13 protein-coding genes and 1 pseudogene are annotated in these 16,700 nt (G+C 67.2%); 3 read left to right on the top strand and 11 right to left on the bottom strand.

Annotation, left to right across the window (positions count from 1 at the left end):
* Window positions 1-31 precede the first annotated feature (31 nt).
* Together metF and DL544_RS03200 are read left to right on the top strand one after the other, a co-directional pair.
* Window positions 32-859 (top strand): methylenetetrahydrofolate reductase [NAD(P)H], encoded by an 828-nt coding sequence (gene metF, locus DL544_RS03205; RefSeq protein WP_005415304.1) that lies wholly within the window; start codon window positions 32-34, stop codon window positions 857-859.
* Between the two features lie 40 nt (window positions 860-899).
* Window positions 900-1,484, top strand: coding sequence for a DUF4124 domain-containing protein (locus DL544_RS03200; RefSeq protein ID WP_139726739.1), 585 nt, complete (start codon window positions 900-902; stop codon window positions 1,482-1,484).
* A gap of 85 nt (window positions 1,485-1,569) precedes the next feature.
* Here DL544_RS03200 and DL544_RS03195 read toward each other — a convergent pair whose 3' ends face one another.
* From DL544_RS03195 to DL544_RS03185, 3 genes are all read right to left on the bottom strand, one after another.
* Window positions 1,570-2,523 carry a Nudix family hydrolase gene (locus DL544_RS03195; RefSeq protein ID WP_065178756.1) on the bottom strand — a complete coding sequence of 318 codons (954 nt, stop codon included), beginning with the start codon at window positions 2,521-2,523 and terminating at the stop codon, window positions 1,570-1,572.
* 100 nt (window positions 2,524-2,623) lie between these two features.
* Window positions 2,624-5,356 carry a preprotein translocase subunit SecA gene (gene secA / locus DL544_RS03190; protein WP_005415301.1) on the bottom strand — a complete coding sequence of 911 codons (2,733 nt, stop codon included), beginning with the start codon at window positions 5,354-5,356 and terminating at the stop codon, window positions 2,624-2,626.
* A gap of 302 nt (window positions 5,357-5,658) precedes the next feature.
* Window positions 5,659-6,615 carry a M23 family metallopeptidase gene (locus tag DL544_RS03185; protein ID WP_053498833.1) on the bottom strand — a complete coding sequence of 319 codons (957 nt, stop codon included), beginning with the start codon at window positions 6,613-6,615 and terminating at the stop codon, window positions 5,659-5,661.
* Between the two features lie 12 nt (window positions 6,616-6,627).
* Between DL544_RS03185 and DL544_RS03180 the strand changes: the two genes are divergently transcribed.
* Window positions 6,628-7,077, top strand: a complete 450-nt coding sequence (locus DL544_RS03180; RefSeq protein WP_049413132.1) for a DciA family protein — start codon at window positions 6,628-6,630, stop codon at window positions 7,075-7,077.
* Window positions 7,078-7,358: 281 nt separating this feature from the next.
* Here DL544_RS03180 and lpxC read toward each other — a convergent pair whose 3' ends face one another.
* The 8 genes and pseudogenes from lpxC to ftsW form a co-directional block, all read right to left on the bottom strand.
* Window positions 7,359-8,270 carry a UDP-3-O-acyl-N-acetylglucosamine deacetylase gene (lpxC, locus tag DL544_RS03175; RefSeq protein ID WP_005415298.1) on the bottom strand — a complete coding sequence of 304 codons (912 nt, stop codon included), beginning with the start codon at window positions 8,268-8,270 and terminating at the stop codon, window positions 7,359-7,361.
* Between the two features lie 205 nt (window positions 8,271-8,475).
* Window positions 8,476-9,711, bottom strand: coding sequence for a cell division protein FtsZ (gene ftsZ / locus DL544_RS03170; RefSeq protein ID WP_111096806.1), 1,236 nt, complete (start codon window positions 9,709-9,711; stop codon window positions 8,476-8,478).
* A 169-nt stretch (window positions 9,712-9,880) separates the two neighbouring features.
* The gene (gene ftsA / locus DL544_RS03165; protein ID WP_005408083.1) at window positions 9,881-11,116 is read right to left on the bottom strand and encodes a cell division protein FtsA; all 1,236 of its coding nucleotides are present in this window, start codon (window positions 11,114-11,116) and stop codon (window positions 9,881-9,883) included.
* Window positions 11,117-11,184: 68 nt separating this feature from the next.
* Window positions 11,185-11,862 (bottom strand): annotated as a pseudogene (locus DL544_RS03160) (cell division protein FtsQ/DivIB); the annotation flags it as partial.
* Entirely contained in the window at window positions 11,859-12,821 is a 963-nt protein-coding gene (locus tag DL544_RS03155) for a D-alanine--D-alanine ligase (RefSeq protein WP_139726738.1), read from the bottom strand. The gene DL544_RS03155 and the pseudogene DL544_RS03160, both read right to left, overlap by 4 nt.
* Entirely contained in the window at window positions 12,818-14,254 is a 1,437-nt protein-coding gene (gene murC, locus DL544_RS03150) for a UDP-N-acetylmuramate--L-alanine ligase (RefSeq protein WP_005415294.1), read from the bottom strand. Before murC ends, DL544_RS03155 begins: the two co-directional genes overlap by 4 nt.
* A 40-nt stretch (window positions 14,255-14,294) precedes the next feature.
* The gene (gene murG, locus DL544_RS03145; protein ID WP_139726737.1) at window positions 14,295-15,383 is read right to left on the bottom strand and encodes an undecaprenyldiphospho-muramoylpentapeptide beta-N-acetylglucosaminyltransferase; all 1,089 of its coding nucleotides are present in this window, start codon (window positions 15,381-15,383) and stop codon (window positions 14,295-14,297) included.
* Window positions 15,380-16,699 (bottom strand): putative lipid II flippase FtsW, encoded by a 1,320-nt coding sequence (gene ftsW / locus DL544_RS03140; RefSeq protein WP_005415292.1) that lies wholly within the window; start codon window positions 16,697-16,699, stop codon window positions 15,380-15,382. The genes murG and ftsW overlap by 4 nt, the downstream gene beginning before the upstream one ends.
* Window position 16,700: the final 1 nt, after the last annotated feature.

Genomic DNA, 16,700 nt, shown 5'->3' with positions numbered 1-16,700 from the left:
CTGATCCACACCCGCCGCCGCCGCCCGTGCCATGACTGCCATCAGCTTCGAGTTCTATCCGCCCAAGACCGACGAACAGCGCAGCCAGCTCGATCGCGCCGCAGCCAAGCTGAAGGACTACGGCCCCGAGTACGTGTCCTGTACCTTCGGCGCTGGTGGCTCGACGCTGAGCTATACCTCCGAGACCGTGCGCCATCTCAACCAGCACCATGGCTTCGAGGCCGCACCGCATCTGTCGTGTGTCGGCGGCACCCGCCAGGAAATCCGCGAACTGCTCAAGCTGTACCGCGCCATCGGCTGCCATCGCCTGGTCGCGCTGCGCGGCGACCTGCCCTCCGGCATGGGCTTCCCCGGCGACATGCGCTATGCCGCCGAGCTGATCGAGTTCATCCGCGCCGAACACGGCGATGCGTTCCGCATCGAGGTAGGTGCCTACCCGGAGACCCACCCACAGGCCTCCGATGCATTGGCCGACCTCAAGCACTTCAAGGCCAAGATCGATGCCGGCGCCGACGCGGCGATCACCCAGTATTTCTACAACCCGGATGCGTACTTCCACTTCGTCGATGCCGTGCGCCGGCTCGGCGTACAGGTACCGATCACGCCCGGCATCATGCCGATCGCCAACTTCAGCCAGCTGCGCCGTTTCTCCGAGCAGTGCGGTGCGGAGATCCCGCGCTGGATCAGCCGCAAGATGCAGGCCTATGGCGATGACGCCGAATCGGTGCGGGCGTTCGGTACCGAAGTGGTCGCCAGGCTGTGCCAGCGCCTGGTCGAGGGCGGCGCGCCGGGCCTGCACTTCTACACCCTGAACCTGGCCAAGCCGACCACGTCGGTGCTGAAGCTGCTGCACGGCTGAAAGCACGCCATGCCACCGCGATCGGCGCTACCCTGCGTCGATGAACCGGCTTTCCTTCCTGCTGTTGCTGCTGTCATTGTGCTCGGCATCGAGCGTTGTCCATGCGCAGTCCACGCGCTTGAACCGCTGCACCGATGCGCAGGGCCAGAGCGTGTATACCGACCGGCCCTGCGACAGCGTCGGCGCCCGATCACGATTGCCACCGCCCGCGCCCACCGGCAGCACCCTGCGGCGAGACACCCTGGGGGCGCGCTGCCCACGGCGCCTTAGCGAGCTGGTGGACGCGCTGCGCATCGGCACCCTCAGCAACGATGTGAACCGGTTGTCGTCGCTGTACCTGTGGGGCGCGGTCTCCGATGCCGGTGCGCAGCGCATCCTCGGTCAACTGGAATCGCTGGCGCGGCGGCCGCTGGTAGACGTGGTACCGGTGTATCCAGGACAGGGCCAGGACGCAGTGACTGACGAGGGTCAGGGCCCTGCTGCGCAGGGATCCGCCCCTGAGCCGACGGATGTTCGCCATCCGGTCGGACTGCGTCTGGAGCAGACCCTGCCAGGCAGCGTGGCGCGTGCCTCGACGGTGGTGGGATTACGGCGGCAGTACGGGTGTTTCTGGATCACGTTGTGATCGCAGGCATCCATCCACGCATGGCGTGGATCTACTGCCTCCCTTCCACGCCAGCACCGGGCGATGCCCGGCGACCGACGCGGCTTTACGCCGGCCACAACCCGCCAATCGCAGCGATACCCTGCCCACCGTGGCGACGGGCTTCGGCGATATGGCCGGCGACCATCCCACCCAACGCGTAGATCGGCAGCGACACCTGCGCGCGCAGCGCGGCGAAGGCCTCCCAGCCCAGCGGCACTGCCCCGGGGTGGCTGGCCGTGGCCTGCACCGGGCCGAGCACCACGAAGTCGCAGCCCAGCCGCTGCGCCGCCTGCAGCTGCTCCAGGTCGTGGCAGGACGCGGCGACAAGCTGCCCTTCCGGCAAGGGCCGTTCCTGCAGGTCCTGCAGCTGCTCGCTGCCCAGGTGCACACCCACGCCCAGTGCGCGTGCCAGCGCGACATCGCGGTTGACCAGCCATTGCACGCCGCGACGATGCGCGCGCACGGCCTGTTCGATCATTGCCTGCCGTTGCGGGTGTTCCGGTGGCAGGCGCAGCTGGATGCGCTGCTGGCCCGCCGCGACCGCGCGCTGCAGGCAGTCATGCCAGTGCTGCACGCCGCTGGCATCGTCAGCCGGCGCCGGCGTGATCAGGTAGCGGTCCGGTTGGCGCAGTGCGGCCACCACCGGCAGGTCGGCCGGCGGCATCGAATAGCGGCCCAGCTTGTCCTGCGCCACCCAGGTGATCGCCTGGCCTTCGCGGCCGCGCGGGGTGCCCTTCCAGCTGCGCACATGGCGCACTTCCAGGGTCAGGTGCTTGTCCGGATAGCGCTGCGGCACGTCCATCAGCCAGGGCCCGACATCGGCCTCGATGCCCAGCTCTTCGCGCAGTTCACGCGCCAGCGCCTGTTCGGAGGTCTCGCCGGATTCGCGCTTGCCGCCGGGGAACTCCCACAGGCCGGCCATGTCGCGGTTCTCGGTACGGCGGTTGAGCAGCACGCGGCCACGGGCGTCGGTGATGACGGCGGCCACGACGTGGATCGATCGGGTGGGGGAAGGCATGGGGGAAGCATGCCCAGAACAGTGCGGCCGGCGCAATCACGGATCCGGTGCAACTCCCCGCAACAAACGAAAAGCCCCGCTTTCGCGGGGCTCTTCGGGATCAGCTCAGCTGGCCGTGGCAGTGCTTGTACTTCTTGCCACTGCCGCACGGGCACGGATCGTTGCGGCCGATCTTAGGCTCGTCGCGCTGCATCTGCGCGACGCCCTGCTGCGCAGCCTGCACCTGCGCAGCTTCCTCGTCGGCACTGTAGCCGCCCGCATCCTGGTGCTGGAACTGCGACTGGCTCAGGCGAGCCTGCGCCTGCTGCCGCTCGGCGGCCTCCAGGGCCTGCACTTCCTCGTCGCTGCGGATACGCACGCGGGCCAGCAGGGTCACCACTTCGCGTTTGACGTTCTCCAGCATGTCCGAGAACAGCTCGAAGGCTTCCTTCTTGTATTCCTGCTTGGGCTGCTTCTGCGCGTAACCACGCAGGTAGATGCCCTGGCGCAGGTAATCCATGCGCGCCAGGTGCTCCTTCCAGCTCTGGTCCAGCACGGTCAGCATCACGTGCTTCTCCAGCGCGCGCATGGTCTCTTCGCCCAGGCTGGCTTCCTTCTCGGCGAAGTGCTGGTTGACGCGCTCCTGGACCTTGCTGGCGATGGCCTCGGCGTCCAGTTCCTCATGCTGCTTGACCAGGTCGGTCAGCGACATCTGCAGGCCGAAGTCCGACTCCAGGGTCGCTTCCAGGCCACGCAGGTCCCACTGCTCGTCGATCGAGTTCGGCGGCACGAAGCGCGCAACGATGTCGAAGATCACGTCGTCACGGATGCCGTCGACGTTGTCCTTCACCGATTCGGCGTCCAGCAGCTCGTCGCGCTGGGCGTAGATCACCTTGCGCTGATCGTTGTTGACGTCGTCGAAGTCCAGCAGGTTCTTGCGGATGTCGAAGTTGTGGGCCTCGACCTTGCGCTGCGCCTTTTCGATCTGGCGGCTGACCAGGCGGTCCTCGATGACGTCGTCTTCCTTCATGCCCATCATGCGCATGGCCTTCTGCACCCAGTCGGAGGCGAAGATGCGCATCAGGTTGTCTTCCAGCGACAGGTAGAAACGGGACGAACCCGGGTCACCCTGGCGGCCCGAACGGCCGCGCAGCTGGTTGTCGATACGACGCGACTCGTGGCGCTCGGTGCCGACGATATGCAGGCCGCCAGCGGCCTTCACTGCATCGTGGCGCTTCTGCCATTCGGCCTTGACCGCCGCCTTCTGCTCGTCGGTTGCGTCCTCGCCCAGAGCGTGGATCTCGGCTTCCAGCGAGCCGCCCAGCACGATGTCGGTACCACGACCGGCCATGTTGGTGGCGATGGTCACCGCCGCCGGGCGGCCCGCGTTGGCGACGATGGTCGCTTCGCGGTCATGCTGCTTGGCGTTGAGCACTTCGTGCTTCACGCCGGCCTTGCTCAGGTGCTCGGACAGCATTTCCGAGGTTTCGATCGAGGTGGTACCCACCAGCACCGGCTGGCCGCGCTTGGCGCACTCTTCGATGTCGGCCAGCACCGCATTGAACTTGCCCTTGCGGTTGAGGAACACCTGGTCCGGGCTGTCCTTGCGGATGGTCGGGCGGTTGGTCGGGATCACCACCACTTCCAGGCCATAGATGCTCTGGAACTCGAACGCTTCGGTATCGGCCGTACCGGTCATGCCGGACAGCTTCTTGTACATGCGGAACAGGTTCTGGAAGGTGATGCTCGCCAGCGTCTGGTTCTCGCGCTGCACCGGCACGCCTTCCTTCGCTTCCACCGCCTGGTGCAGGCCATCGGACCAGCGGCGGCCGGCCAGGGTACGGCCGGTGAATTCGTCGACGATGACCACTTCGCCATCGCGCACGATGTAGTCCACGTCACGCTGGTAGATCGCGTGCGCGCGCAGGGCGGCGTTGAGGTGGTGCACCACGGTCAGGTTCTGCGCCGCGTACAGGCCTTCGGTCTCGCCATCGAGGATGCCGGCCTCGACCAGCAGCTGCTCGGCGTGCTCCATGCCCGCTTCGGACAGGTGCACCTGCTTGCCCTTCTCGTCGACCCAGAAATCGCCTTCGCCGTCTTCCGCTTCCTGCTTGACCAGGTGCGGCACGACACGGTTGACGCGGATGTACAGCTCCGGGGAATCATCGGCCGGACCGGAGATGATCAGCGGGGTGCGCGCTTCGTCGATCAGGATGGAGTCGACTTCGTCGACGATGGCGTAGTGCAGGCCGCGCTGGTAGCGGTCGGCCTTGGACAGCGCCATGTTGTCGCGCAGGTAGTCGAAACCGAATTCGTTGTTGGTGCCGTAGGTGATGTCCGCAGCGTAGGCTTCGCGCTTGTCGCTGTGCGGCATGCCCGGGTACACCACGCCCACGCTCAGGCCCAGCCAGTTGTACAGCTTGCCCATCTGCGCGGCGTCGCGGCGGGCCAGGTAGTCGTTCACGGTGACCACGTGCACGCCCTTGCCTTCCAGCGCGTTGAGGTACACCGGCAGGGTCGCCACCAGGGTCTTGCCTTCACCGGTGCGCATTTCTGCGATCTTGCCCAGGTGAAGCACCATGCCGCCGATCAGCTGCACGTCGTAGTGGCGCATGCCCAGCACGCGGCGACCGGCTTCGCGGCAGACCGCGAACGCTTCCGGCAGCACCTTGTCCAGGGCTTCACCGCCAGCAATGCGCTGCTTGAACTCCGGCGTCTTGGCCTGAAGCTGCTCGTCGGACAGCTTCTCGATCTCCGGCTCCAGCGCATTGATCTTGGCGACGATGCGGTTGAGCTGGCGCAGCTGTCGTTCGTTACGACTGCCAAATACGCGGGTAAGCAGGCTGTTGATCATTGAAGGAACCGGGTTGGATGGACACGACGCCCGGCCTCCCCCTGGGGATCCGTCCGCCGCAAACGAAACAGGGCGCCTGGCGCCCTGTCGATGGCAACACCCATTGTAGCTTGGGACGGCCGCAAGGGGTTTCAACCCTTTGGCGGCAATGGCATCCGAACATTCCCGGTAGTGCCGGCCGCTGGCCGGCAATCCGCGATGCTGCCGAAATCCATGAGGTTGCCGGCCAGCGGCCGGCACTACCAGATCAACCGAGTCGGGTCAGAGCCCTTGCGCGGCGCGGAAGGGATCCGACCCGGGGATCAACCGCGGCTGACCCGCCCGACCGGCGTGTTGCCGCCGTCGCCGAGGAACTTGCGCGGGTTGACCACGTTGCCGTTCTCCCACACCTCGAAGTGCACGTGGGCACCGGTCGAACGGCCGGTGGAACCGGCCTTGGCCACTTCCTGGCCGGCACGGACCAGGTCGCCGGCCTTCACCACCAGGCGCGAATTGTGCGCGTAGCGGGTGACATAGCCATTGCCATGGTCGACATCGACGACATTGCCGTAGCCGCCCTTCACGCCGGCGAAGCTGACCACGCCCTCGGCCACGGCCATCACCGGGTCACCGACCTTTGCGTGGAAGTCCATGCCCTTGTGGGTGGCGGCACCGCGGCCGAACGGGTCGGCACGGGTGCCGAAGCCGGAGGTCACGTAGCTGTTGCGGATCGGCATGCGCGACGGCACGGCGTTCTGCTGCAGCTGGTGGTCGAACATCAGCGATTCCATCACCGACAGCTGGCGGCCTGAAGCAGCGAAGCGCTGCTCCAGCACCTGTAAGTCGGCGTTGACGTCCTTGACCGGGATGTCGCTGGTCGGGCCGCCTGCGTCACCGTCACCGAGGCCGGGGGTCTCGTTGAAGTCGAACTCGCCGTCCTCCAGCTTGCCCATCTGGGTCAGCCGTTCGCCGAGGGCGTTGAGGCGGGTCGCCTGGGCCTGCAGCTCGCCGAGGCGAGCCGCCAGCGCATTGACCTGGGTCTGCGCATCGCGCTTGACCTTGGCCAGCTCCGCATCCTGGCGCTCGACCTTGGCCTGCAGCCGGGAATCATTCAGCGCGCTGGCGCCAATGCCGCCAGCAAGGCCGATAATGCAGCCTACCCCGAGCACGCTGCCCAGCAGGGCGCGGGGGCGGTCCTCGAAATAGAACCGCAAACGCGTGATCGGCGACGATTTGGCCTGTCCTTCACGCGTTTTGATTACGATCTTTTTGAATGCCATCAGTGAGTTTTCATGTCTGAGCCGAAATCCAGCGTTCGCCCCGCGTCGGCACCGAAACCGGCGCTGGATGCGGTAATGGCGGACAAAAGCGGGAACCCGCTGCGGCGTGCCCTGTGGCTCGACGCGCTGGACCGTCAGTTGCGCCCCCAGTTGCCGCCACCTCTGCGCAGCCGTTGCCGGCTGGCCAATGTGGACGGGGAACACCTCGTTTTTCTCGTCGAGTCCCCGGTCTGGCATGCCAAGTTGCGGCTTGCCGAAGCCCAGCTGCTCGACGCGGCCCGTTCCATCGGGCTGAAGGCCACCAGGGTGACCATCAAGACTGCGTCTCCCACTCCCACGCGCTCCCCAGCGCTCGACAACCGGAATGGACCCCACGCAGTTTCAGCCGCCACGCACAAAGGGCTACGCGACGCCTTGGCTTGCCTGCAGGACGTTCCCTCGAAGCCGAAGAAACGGTCCTGATGGCAACGGAGCATCCGGCTCCGCTCCCCGTCGCGCGTGTCACCACGGCGTGAAACATTTCGGGGGCCGGGTCGCATCCTAGCGGCCATCCGGGGGCCTGTCGTTAGATTGTTGTTAAAACTGCGTTAAATTCAGGCTTCTGATCCAACAGGTTCACAAAACCGTGACCTTGAACCAGCCTTGACGTCTTTCAAGCACGCTGAATGCGTCGCCAACGCCGGAAACAAGAACGCCGCCCAGGAAGGCGGCGTTTTTATCTTTAAATTCAACAACCTATGGAATCATGCGTACGCCGGGGTGGCGTATTCCACCGGATCCGGGGTGGCCGGCGAGTCGAAGCTGACCCATTCCCAGGCACTGGCATCGGCCATCAGGGCCCGCACCAGCTTGTTGTTGAGCGCGTGGCCGGACTTGAAGCCCTCGTAGGCACCCAACACCTGGCCACCGGCCAGATAGAGGTCGCCGATGGCGTCAAGGATCTTGTGGCGCACGAATTCGTCGGCGTAGCGCAAGCCGTCTTCGTTGAGCACGCGGAACTCGTCCAGCACGATGGCGTTGTCCATCGAACCGCCCAGACCCAGGTTGCGCTCGCGCATGTACTCCAGGTCGCGCATGAAACCAAAGGTGCGCGCGCGGGAGATTTCCTTGGTGTAGGCCAGCGTCGAGAACTCGATTTCCTGGCGCGACTGCTTGGCCGGAATCATCGGGTGGTTGAACTGGATGGTGAAACCCAGCTTGTAACCCTCGTACGGAGTGAAGCGGGCCACCTTGTCGCCCTCGGTCACTTCCACAGTCTTCAGCACGCGGATGAAGCGCTTGGGCGCATCCTGTTCCACGATGCCTGCCGACTGCAGCAGGAACACGAACGGGCCGGCCGAACCGTCCATGATCGGCAGCTCGGCCGAGGACAGCTCGACGATGATGTTGTCCACACCCAGGCCGGCCAGCGCCGACATCAGGTGTTCGACGGTCTGGATCTTGGCGTCGTTGCAGGTCAGGCCGGTGCACAGGGTCACTTCGGTGACCAGTTCGGCCTTGGCCGGCACTTCCACCACCGGGTCCAGGTCCACGCGGCGGAACACGATGCCATGGTTGACCGGTGCCGGGCGCAGGGTCATGTAGACCTTGTCACCACTATGCAGGCCAACGCCGGTGGCGCGGATCGTGTTCTTGAGGGTGCGTTGCTGGATCATGGGGATGGACCGGAAGTGACACATTAGATTAACACGCGCACTCCCCTACCCTGGCTGAAACGCCAGTGACAGCCACCGGCAGGACACACCGGCACGCCGCTGGGAAAGCGCGTGAAGCAGGGCGGCCGGGCCCATCCTGGCCCGGCGCCCGCATTTTCAGGACATGGTGGCGCAACCCGGGGAGGACAACCCCGGGCCGCCCCGCTTAGTCCGCCTGGCGGCGCAGGAAGGCCGGGATGTCCAGGTAGTCGTTCGGCAGTTCCGCCGCTGCCGGGGCCGAAGCCGACGGGGCCGACGGGGCGGAAGCCGCCGCGGTATCGCTGCTGGCGCGACGCAGGCCCAGGCCCATGCCGCCCACGGCCTTGGACACGGCGTCGCCGCCGTTGTCGAACTCGCCGAACTCCGGCTGGCCGGTGGTGGCGTTGCGGACCAGCTTGATCGGTGCACGCTCGCCCGGACGCTGGGTCTTGCTGGCCGATACGCGGTTCAGGCCAGTGGCCACCACGGTCACGCGCACTTCGTCCTGCATGTCCGGGTCCAGCACGGTGCCGACCACGACGGTGGCGTCTTCCGAAGCGAAGCCGTCGATGGTGCGGCCGATCTCGTCGAACTCGGCCATGGTGAAGTCGGCGCCGGCGGTGATGTTGACCAGGATGCCGTTGGCACCGGCCAGGTTCACATCGTCCAGCAGCGGGTTCTGGATCGCCGATTCGGCAGCGGCCTGGGCGCGGTCATCGCCCCGTGCGGTGCCGGTACCCATCATCGCCAGGCCCATTTCGGACATGACGGTGCGCACGTCGGCGAAGTCGACGTTGATCAGGCCCGGACGCACGATAAGGTCGGCGATGCCCTGCACGGCGCCCTGCAGCACGTCGTTGGCGGCGCGGAAGGCCTGGATCATGGTCGCGTTGCGACCCAGCACGGTGATCAGCTTCTCGTTCGGGATCGTGATCAGCGAGTCGCAGTGCTGGCTCAGTTCCTCGATGCCCTTCAGCGCCACCTGCATGCGGCGACGGCCTTCGAACGGGAACGGCTTGGTGACCACGGCCACGGTCAGGATGCCCATTTCCTTGGCCAGCTGCGCCACCACCGGCGCAGCGCCGGTGCCGGTGCCGCCGCCCATGCCGGCGGTGATGAACACCATGTCCGCGCCCTGCAGCGCGTCCATGATGCGCTCACGGTCTTCCAGCGCGGCCTGGCGGCCGACTTCCGGGTTCGCGCCTGCGCCCAGGCCCTTGGTCACGTTGGTACCCAGCTGCAGCTGCAGCTTGGCACCACAATTCTTGATGGCCTGCGAGTCGGTGTTGGCGGTGATGAACTCCACGCCGTCCACCGCCGAGTTGACCATGTGCGCCACGGCATTGCCGCCGCCGCCGCCCACGCCAACCACCTTGATCACCGCATTGGGTGCCATCTTTTCGATCAGTTCAAAATGCGCCATGTCCGTGTCCTCGTTGTATCCGCTTGTCGGTGGCATGGACGGTCGGGCCTCCTGCCTTCGCGTGTCATGTTGCCGTTGCGGCTGTGTGGGTTGTGTAGTGCGTTGTTGCGTTGTGATGCGGGTATTGCGGGTGTTGCGCCGGGCCGGGCCCGGAGTTACGGGTTCCGCGTCAGAACTCGCCGCGGAACCAGGTCTTGAGTTTCTTGAACATGCTTCCAGCGCGCCCGGTCGGCAGCGACGGCCGCCGCGGGTGCTCGATCTGGCTGCCCATCAGCAGCAGGCCCACGCCGGTAGCGTGCACCGGGTTGCCGACCACTTCGCCCAGGCCGGTGACGTGCTGCGGGATGCCCACGCGCACCGGCATCTGCAGCATTTCCTCGGCCAGTTCGACCACGCCCTCCATCTTCGACGCGCCACCGGTCAGCACCATGCCGGCGCGCACCAGTTCCTCGAAGCCGGAGCGGCGCAGTTCGGCCTGCACCATCTCGAAGATCTCCTCGTAACGGCCCTGCACGGCCTGCGCCAGCGAGTGGCGCGGCATGCGGCGCGGCGGCCGGTCGCCGACCGACGGCACCTGGATGCTCTCCTCGGCCGTGGCCAGCTGGGCCAGGGCGCAGGCATAGCGCACCTTGATCTGCTCGGCTTCCGGGGTCGGCGTGCGCAGCATGTGCGCGATGTCGTTGGTCACGTGGTCGCCGGCGATCGGCAGCGAGGCGGTGTGGCAGATCGCGCCCTGCACGAACACCGCGATGTCGGTGGTACCGGCGCCCATGTCGACCAGCACCACGCCCAGCTCGCGCTCGTCGGCGGTCAGCACCGCCACGCTGGAGGCCAGCGAGGACAGCACCAGGTCGTCCACCTGCAGGCCGCAGCGCTGCACGCACTTGCTGATGTTGGCCGCCGCCGACTGCGCGCACACCACCAAGTGCGCATGTACCTCCAGGCGCACGCCGGTCATGCCGACCGGGTTGCGGATGCCCTCCTGCGAATCGTCCAGCACGTACTCGCGCGGAATCGCGTGCAGGATCTTCTGGTCGGCCGGGATCGCCACCGCCTTGGCTGCGTCGAGCACGCGATCCAGGTCGCCCCAGGTCACTTCACCGTCGCGGATCGGCACGATGCCCGGCGAGTTCTTGCACTGCACGTGGTTGCCGGAGATCGAGGCGTACACCGAACGGATCTCGCAGCCGGCCATCAGCTCGGCTTCTTCCACCGCACGCTGGATCGACTGCACGGTCGATTCGATGTCCACCACCACGCCACGCTTCAGCCCGCGCGATTCGTGCGAGCCGATGCCGATCACTTCGATCGGGTTGCCCGGCGAATACTCGCCCACCAGCGCCACCACCTTGGAGGTGCCGATGTCCAGGCCAACGATCAGCGATTTGTCACCCTTGCGATTCATGTCCTTTCCTGCGTGCTTCTGGCCGGGGTCGCCGGCGTTTTCGCCGGCGTGGCCGGGGTACCCCAGCTCAGCGTGAAACCATTGGTGTAACGGAGATCTGCGCGCTCGATCGGCGCGTCCTGTCTGTTGAGCTGCGGCAGCACCTTGACGAAGCGCTGCATGCGCGAGCGCGCGTCGTCACGGCCGACCACCACTTCGGTGCCGTTGCTCAGCACCAGCGACCAGCTGCCGCGTGCATCCATCGTCACCCGGCGCACGTCGACGCCGGCCGGTGCGAACAAGGCACGCGAGTCGCTGTACAGCTTCATCACTTCCTGGGTCTGGCTGTCCGGGCCATCCAGCTCCGGCAGTTCCAGGTCGGACAGCTTCTTCGGCGTGGGGAACAGCTTGCCCTGCTCGGAGACCAGGCGGTCGTTGCCCCAGCGTGCGAACGGCTTGTGCTCGACCAGGGTCACTTCCAGCACGTCCGGCCACTGCTTGCGTACCTGCGCGCTTTCCACCCACGGCAGCTTTTCCAGCGCGTCCTGCGCATCCTGCAGCTTGACCGCGAAGAACCCGGCGCGCGCGTACGGCAGCAGCACCTGCTGCAGCTGCTCGGCCGGTACCCGCTTGAACTCGCCATGCACGCGCAGCTTCGCCAGCGGCCAGCGCTCGGCGCCGACCCAGCCATTGACCACGGCCACCACCGGCAGTGCAACCACCGACAGTGCCAACAGCCAGACGAAGATGCGCAGCAGCGCGTTCATGCGTGCTTGGCCTCCAGGGTCTGTTCCAGCACGCGCCACACCAGTTCCTCGAAACCGATGCCGGCCTGGCGGGCCGCCTTGGGTACCAGCGAATGGCTGGTCATGCCCGGCGCGGTGTTCACTTCCAGCAGGAAGAAACGGCCGCTGGCGCGGTCACGCATCACGTCCACGCGGCCCCAGCCACGGCAGCCGGCGGCGCGGAATGCGGCCAGCGCGATGCGGCGGATCTCGTCTTCGTCGCTACCGTCCAGGCCCGGGCACAGGTACTGGGTGTCCTCGGCGATGTACTTGGCGTTGTAGTCGTACCACTGGCCCTTGGGCACGATGCGGATCGACGGCAGGGCAACGTCGCCAAGGATGGCGACGGTCAGCTCATCGCCCACCACCATCTGCTCCATCAGCAACTGGCCGTCGTAGCGCGCGGCCAGGGCCACGGCCTCGTCCAGGCCGGCCTCGTCGGTGACCCGGCTGATGCCCACGCTGGAGCCTTCGTTGGCCGGCTTCACCACCACCGGCAGGCCCAGCTCGGCGGCCAGCGCATGCACGTTCGACGCGTCGACCTTGCGGTACTGCGGCGTTGGCAGGCCCAGCGACAGCCACACCTGCTTGGTGCGGATCTTGTCCATGCTCAGCGCCGAACCCAGCACGTCCGAGCCGGTGTACGGCACGCCGAAGGCGTCCATCAGGCCCTGCACGATGCCGTCCTCACCGCCACCGTTGTGACCATGCAGGATGTTGAACACGCGGTCGATGCCACCGGCGGCGAGCGCGCTGGCCAGCGCCGGAATGCCATCGACGGCGAACGCATCGACGCCGCGCGACTGCAGGGCTTCGAGCACGTTGCGGCCCGAATCCAGCGACACCTCGCGTTCGCTGGAACTGCCGCCGAGCAGCACGGCGACGCGGCCGAACACGGCCGGGTCGGTCACGCGCAGCGGCGGGAAAGTCAGCGCGCTCACGCCTGGCCCTCCCCCTGGAAGCCTTCCACCGCGATATGGGCGGCCACGGCACCGATATCGCCGGCCCCCATCATCAGCAGCAAGTCACCGTCCTGCAGCACGTCCGGCAGCACGCTGGCCAGCTCGGCGGCCTTGCCCACCACCACCGGCTCGCTGCGGCCACGCGCGCGGATGGCGCGGGCCAGCGCATGCGAGTCGGCACCGGCAATGGGTTCCTCACCGGCCGGATAGACCTCGCTCAGCACCAGCGCGTCGACGCTGGACAGCACCGCGGCAAACTTGTCGAACTGGTCACGGGTGCGGCTGTAGCGGTGCGGCTGGAAGGCCACCACCAGGCGCTTGTCAGCCCAGCCGCCGCGAGCGGCGGCGAACACCGCCTCCAGCTCGCTCGGGTGATGGCCGTAGTCGTCGATGATGCGCACCTTGGCACCGCTGGCGGTGGTCACTTCGCCCAGGTCATTGAAGCGGCGGCCGACGCCGGCGAAGCCTTCCAGCGCGCGCGCGATGGCGTCCGGTGCCACGCCTAGCTGCCAGCCCACCGCGGCGGCGGCCAGCGCGTTGAGTACGTTGTGCCTGCCCGGCAGCGCCAGCACCACTTCCTGGCTGGTGCCCTGCGGCAGGCGCAGCGTGAAGCGCATGCGCGATCCTTCCTGCACCACGTTCTCGGCGCGCACGTCGGCCTGCGGGCTCATGCCGTAGCTCATCACGTGGCGCGGGGTCCTGGCAGCCAGCGCGGCCACTTCCGGATCGTCGATGCACAGCACCGCCAGGCCGTAGAACGGCAGGCGCTGCAGGAATTCGGCGAACGCCGCCTGCACGCGGGCAAAGTCGTTGCCGTAGTTCTCCAGGTGGTCCGCATCGATGTTGGTGATGATCGACATCAGCGGGTTCAGGCGCAGGAAGCTGCCATCGCTTTCGTCGGCCTCGGCCACCAGCCACTGCCCACCGCCCAGCTTGGCGTTGGCACCGGCAGCCAGCAGCTGGCCACCGATCACGAACGTCGGGTCCAGGCCACCTTCGCTCAGCACCGCTGCGGTCAGGCTGGTGGTGGTGGTCTTGCCATGGGTACCGGCCACGGCGATGCCGCGGCGGAAGCGCATCAGCTCGGCCAGCATCGCCGCGCGCGGCATGATCGGAATGCGCTGGCTGCGCGCTTCCATCAGCTCCGGGTTGTCCTCGCGGATGGCGCTGGAGACCACCACGCAGTCGGTGCCCAGCACATTGGCTGCCGAGTGGCCGCGCATGATGCGCGCACCCAGGCTGGCCAGGCGGCGGGTCGCTACGTTGTCGGCGTTGTCCGAGCCGGACACTTCGTAGCCCAGCGTCAGCATCACTTCGGCGATGCCACTCATGCCGGTGCCACCGATGCCGACGAAATGCACGCGCGGGAACGCGCGCACCAGGTCGTTGGTGTCGTGCAGGCGACGGATCATGCGCGGCCTCGCGCAGGGCAGGCGCGGTGGCATGCCTTCTTCATACAGCTTCCTCGAGAATGATATCGGCGATGCGCTCGGCGGCATCGACCTTGGCCAGGGCACGCGCGGCTTGCGCCATCTGCATGCGGCGGGCGGGATTTTCGGACAGATCGCGCAGCAGTGCGGCAATGCCGTCGGCCAGCGTTCCGTCCTGCTTCAGCAACACCGCCGCGCCGCGCTCGACCAGGTACTCCGCATTGCGGGTCTGGTGATCGTCGACGGCAGCAGGGAATGGCACCAGCACGCTGCCGACGCCGGCCGCGCACAGCTCGGCCAGGGTCGACGCACCGGAGCGGCACACGACCAGATCGGCCCAGGCGAAGGCCTCGGCCATGTCCGCGATGAACGGGGTGATTTCAGCCTGCACGCCGGCCTTGGCATACGCCTCGACCGCCTCGGCATGCATTTTCTCGCCGCTCTGGTGGCGCACCTGGACCGGCACGCCGGCACCCAGCGCGGCAATCGCCTGCGGCACGCCGGCATTGAGTGCGCGCGCACCCTGGCTGCCGCCCACCACCAGCACGCGCAGCGGGCCGCTGCGGTCGGCGAAGCGCTGTTCCGGCGGAGCGATGGCGGCGATCTCCGCACGCACCGGGTTGCCGACGAACTCCTCGCGCTGGGCGAAGGTGCCCGGGAAGCCGGTCAGCAGCCGGCGCGCATAGCGCGACAGGATGCGGTTGGTCAGGCCCGGTGCACGGTTCTGCTCATGCACGATCAGCGGCAGGCCATGCAGGCGCGTGGCCATGCCACCCGGGCCGGAGGCGAAGCCACCGAAGGCCACCACCGCACGCGGCTGGCGCTTGCGGATGATCATGCCGGCCGCGCGCAGCGCGCGCATCAGCCGCCATGGCGCCGCCAGCAGCGCCAGCTTGCCCTTGCCGCGCAGGCCGGTGATCGCCAGCGTGTCGATGGCGATGTCGTGCTGCGGCACCAGGCGGGTTTCCATCGCGCCTTCGGCGCCCATCCAGGTGACCGGCACGCCACGCTCGCGCAGCACGCGGGCCACGGCCAGGCCGGGGAAGATGTGACCGCCGGTACCACCGGCGAGGATCATCACCGGGCGCACCTTCTCGTTGGCTGCACTCATGACAGCCTCCCGAAGGTCGGTTCGATGCGCGACTGCAGGCGGCTGGTGCCGCGCGCTGCGTTCGCCGCAGCGGCAGCCGTCGGCTCGGCGCTCGCCGGCACGCTGGCGGCCACCGGCGTGGCGGCGGCGTCCATCGGCTCGGCAGCCGTTTCTTCGGCGCCACCGATGCGCACGGCCTGGCGACGCTCGGCGCGCTTGAGCTCATAGGACACGCGCAGCAGCAGGCCCATCGCCACGCAGGTCATCAGCACCGACGAGCCGCCGGAGGAGATCAGCGGCAGAGTCAGGCCCTTGGTCGGCAGGATACCCAGGTTCACGCCGATCGAAACGAAGGTCTGCATGCTGATCCACAGGCCGATGCCGAAGGCGATGTAGCCGGAGAAGTGGCGCTTCATTTCCACGCAGCGCATGCCCAGCCAGAAGGTACGGCCGACCAGCAGCGCGTACAGCGCCACGATCACGCAGGTACCTAGGAAACCGAATTCCTCAGCGGTGACCGAGAAGATGAAGTCGGTATGCGCTTCCGGCAGGTAGTAGAGCTTCTGCACCGAATTGCCCAGGCCGACGCCGGTCCACTCGCCACGGCCCACCGCCATCAGCGCGTTGGACAGCTGGTAGCCGTCGCCCTGCTGGTCGGCCCACGGGTCCAGGAACGAGGTGATGCGGCGCATGCGGTACGGCTCGATGATCGCCAGCGCGCTCATGCCGACCAGGCCGATGACCACCGGCATCGACATGCGCGGCATGTTCACCCCGCCCAGCACCAGCATGCCGGCGGTGATCGCCAGCAGCAGGGTCGAAGAACCAAAGTCCGGCTGCAGCAGCAGCAGCACCACCAGCGCACCGGCCACGCCCAGCGGCTTGAGCATCGCCGGCCAGGTCGCATTGACCTCGTCGCGGAAGCGCACCAGGTAGCTGGACAGCCAGACGATGTACAGCACCTTAACCGCCTCGACCGTCTGGAACTTGGAGATGCCCAGGTTGATCCAGCGGCGTGCGCCGTTGACCGTGCTGCCCAGGCCCGGCGCGAACACCGCCAGCAGCAGCACGAAGCAGCCCAGCAGCAGCATCTGGTTGTACTGCTCGATGGACTTCAGCTCGGTGCGGGCGGCGATGACCGCCAGCACGATACCCACCGCCAGGAAGATCAGGTGGCGGTTGAGGTAGTAGAACGGGCTGCTCATCAAGGCGATCGAGCTGGACGCCACCATCACCACGCCCACGCCGGTGAGCGCGATGATCGCGCCCAGCAGCCACTTGTCGTAGCTGCCTTCGATGGCTTCAAGGCGTGTTGCCTGGCGGGACAGGTCGTTCATC

Origin of the sequence: Stenotrophomonas sp. pho (assembly GCF_006228405.1) — a bacterium.
Classification (GTDB): Bacteria; Pseudomonadota; Gammaproteobacteria; order Xanthomonadales; family Xanthomonadaceae; genus Stenotrophomonas; species Stenotrophomonas sepilia.
The sequence above is the reverse complement of the archived record's forward strand: the minus strand, read 5'-3'. Positions and strand labels throughout refer to the sequence as shown.

Coding starts and splice junctions, on each gene's coding strand:
- metF (WP_005415304.1), top strand. CDS start 32: ATGACTGCCATCAGCTTCGAGTTCTATCCGCCCAAGACCGACGAACAG.
- DL544_RS03200 (WP_139726739.1), top strand. CDS start 900: ATGAACCGGCTTTCCTTCCTGCTGTTGCTGCTGTCATTGTGCTCGGCA.
- DL544_RS03195 (WP_065178756.1), bottom strand. CDS start 2,523: ATGCCTTCCCCCACCCGATCGATCCACGTCGTGGCCGCCGTCATCACC.
- secA (WP_005415301.1), bottom strand. CDS start 5,356: ATGATCAACAGCCTGCTTACCCGCGTATTTGGCAGTCGTAACGAACGA.
- DL544_RS03185 (WP_053498833.1), bottom strand. CDS start 6,615: ATGGCATTCAAAAAGATCGTAATCAAAACGCGTGAAGGACAGGCCAAA.
- DL544_RS03180 (WP_049413132.1), top strand. CDS start 6,628: ATGTCTGAGCCGAAATCCAGCGTTCGCCCCGCGTCGGCACCGAAACCG.
- lpxC (WP_005415298.1), bottom strand. CDS start 8,270: ATGATCCAGCAACGCACCCTCAAGAACACGATCCGCGCCACCGGCGTT.
- ftsZ (WP_111096806.1), bottom strand. CDS start 9,711: ATGGCGCATTTTGAACTGATCGAAAAGATGGCACCCAATGCGGTGATC.
- ftsA (WP_005408083.1), bottom strand. CDS start 11,116: ATGAATCGCAAGGGTGACAAATCGCTGATCGTTGGCCTGGACATCGGC.
- murC (WP_005415294.1), bottom strand. CDS start 14,254: ATGATCCGTCGCCTGCACGACACCAACGACCTGGTGCGCGCGTTCCCG.
- murG (WP_139726737.1), bottom strand. CDS start 15,383: ATGAGTGCAGCCAACGAGAAGGTGCGCCCGGTGATGATCCTCGCCGGT.
- ftsW (WP_005415292.1), bottom strand. CDS start 16,699: ATGAACGACCTGTCCCGCCAGGCAACACGCCTTGAAGCCATCGAAGGC.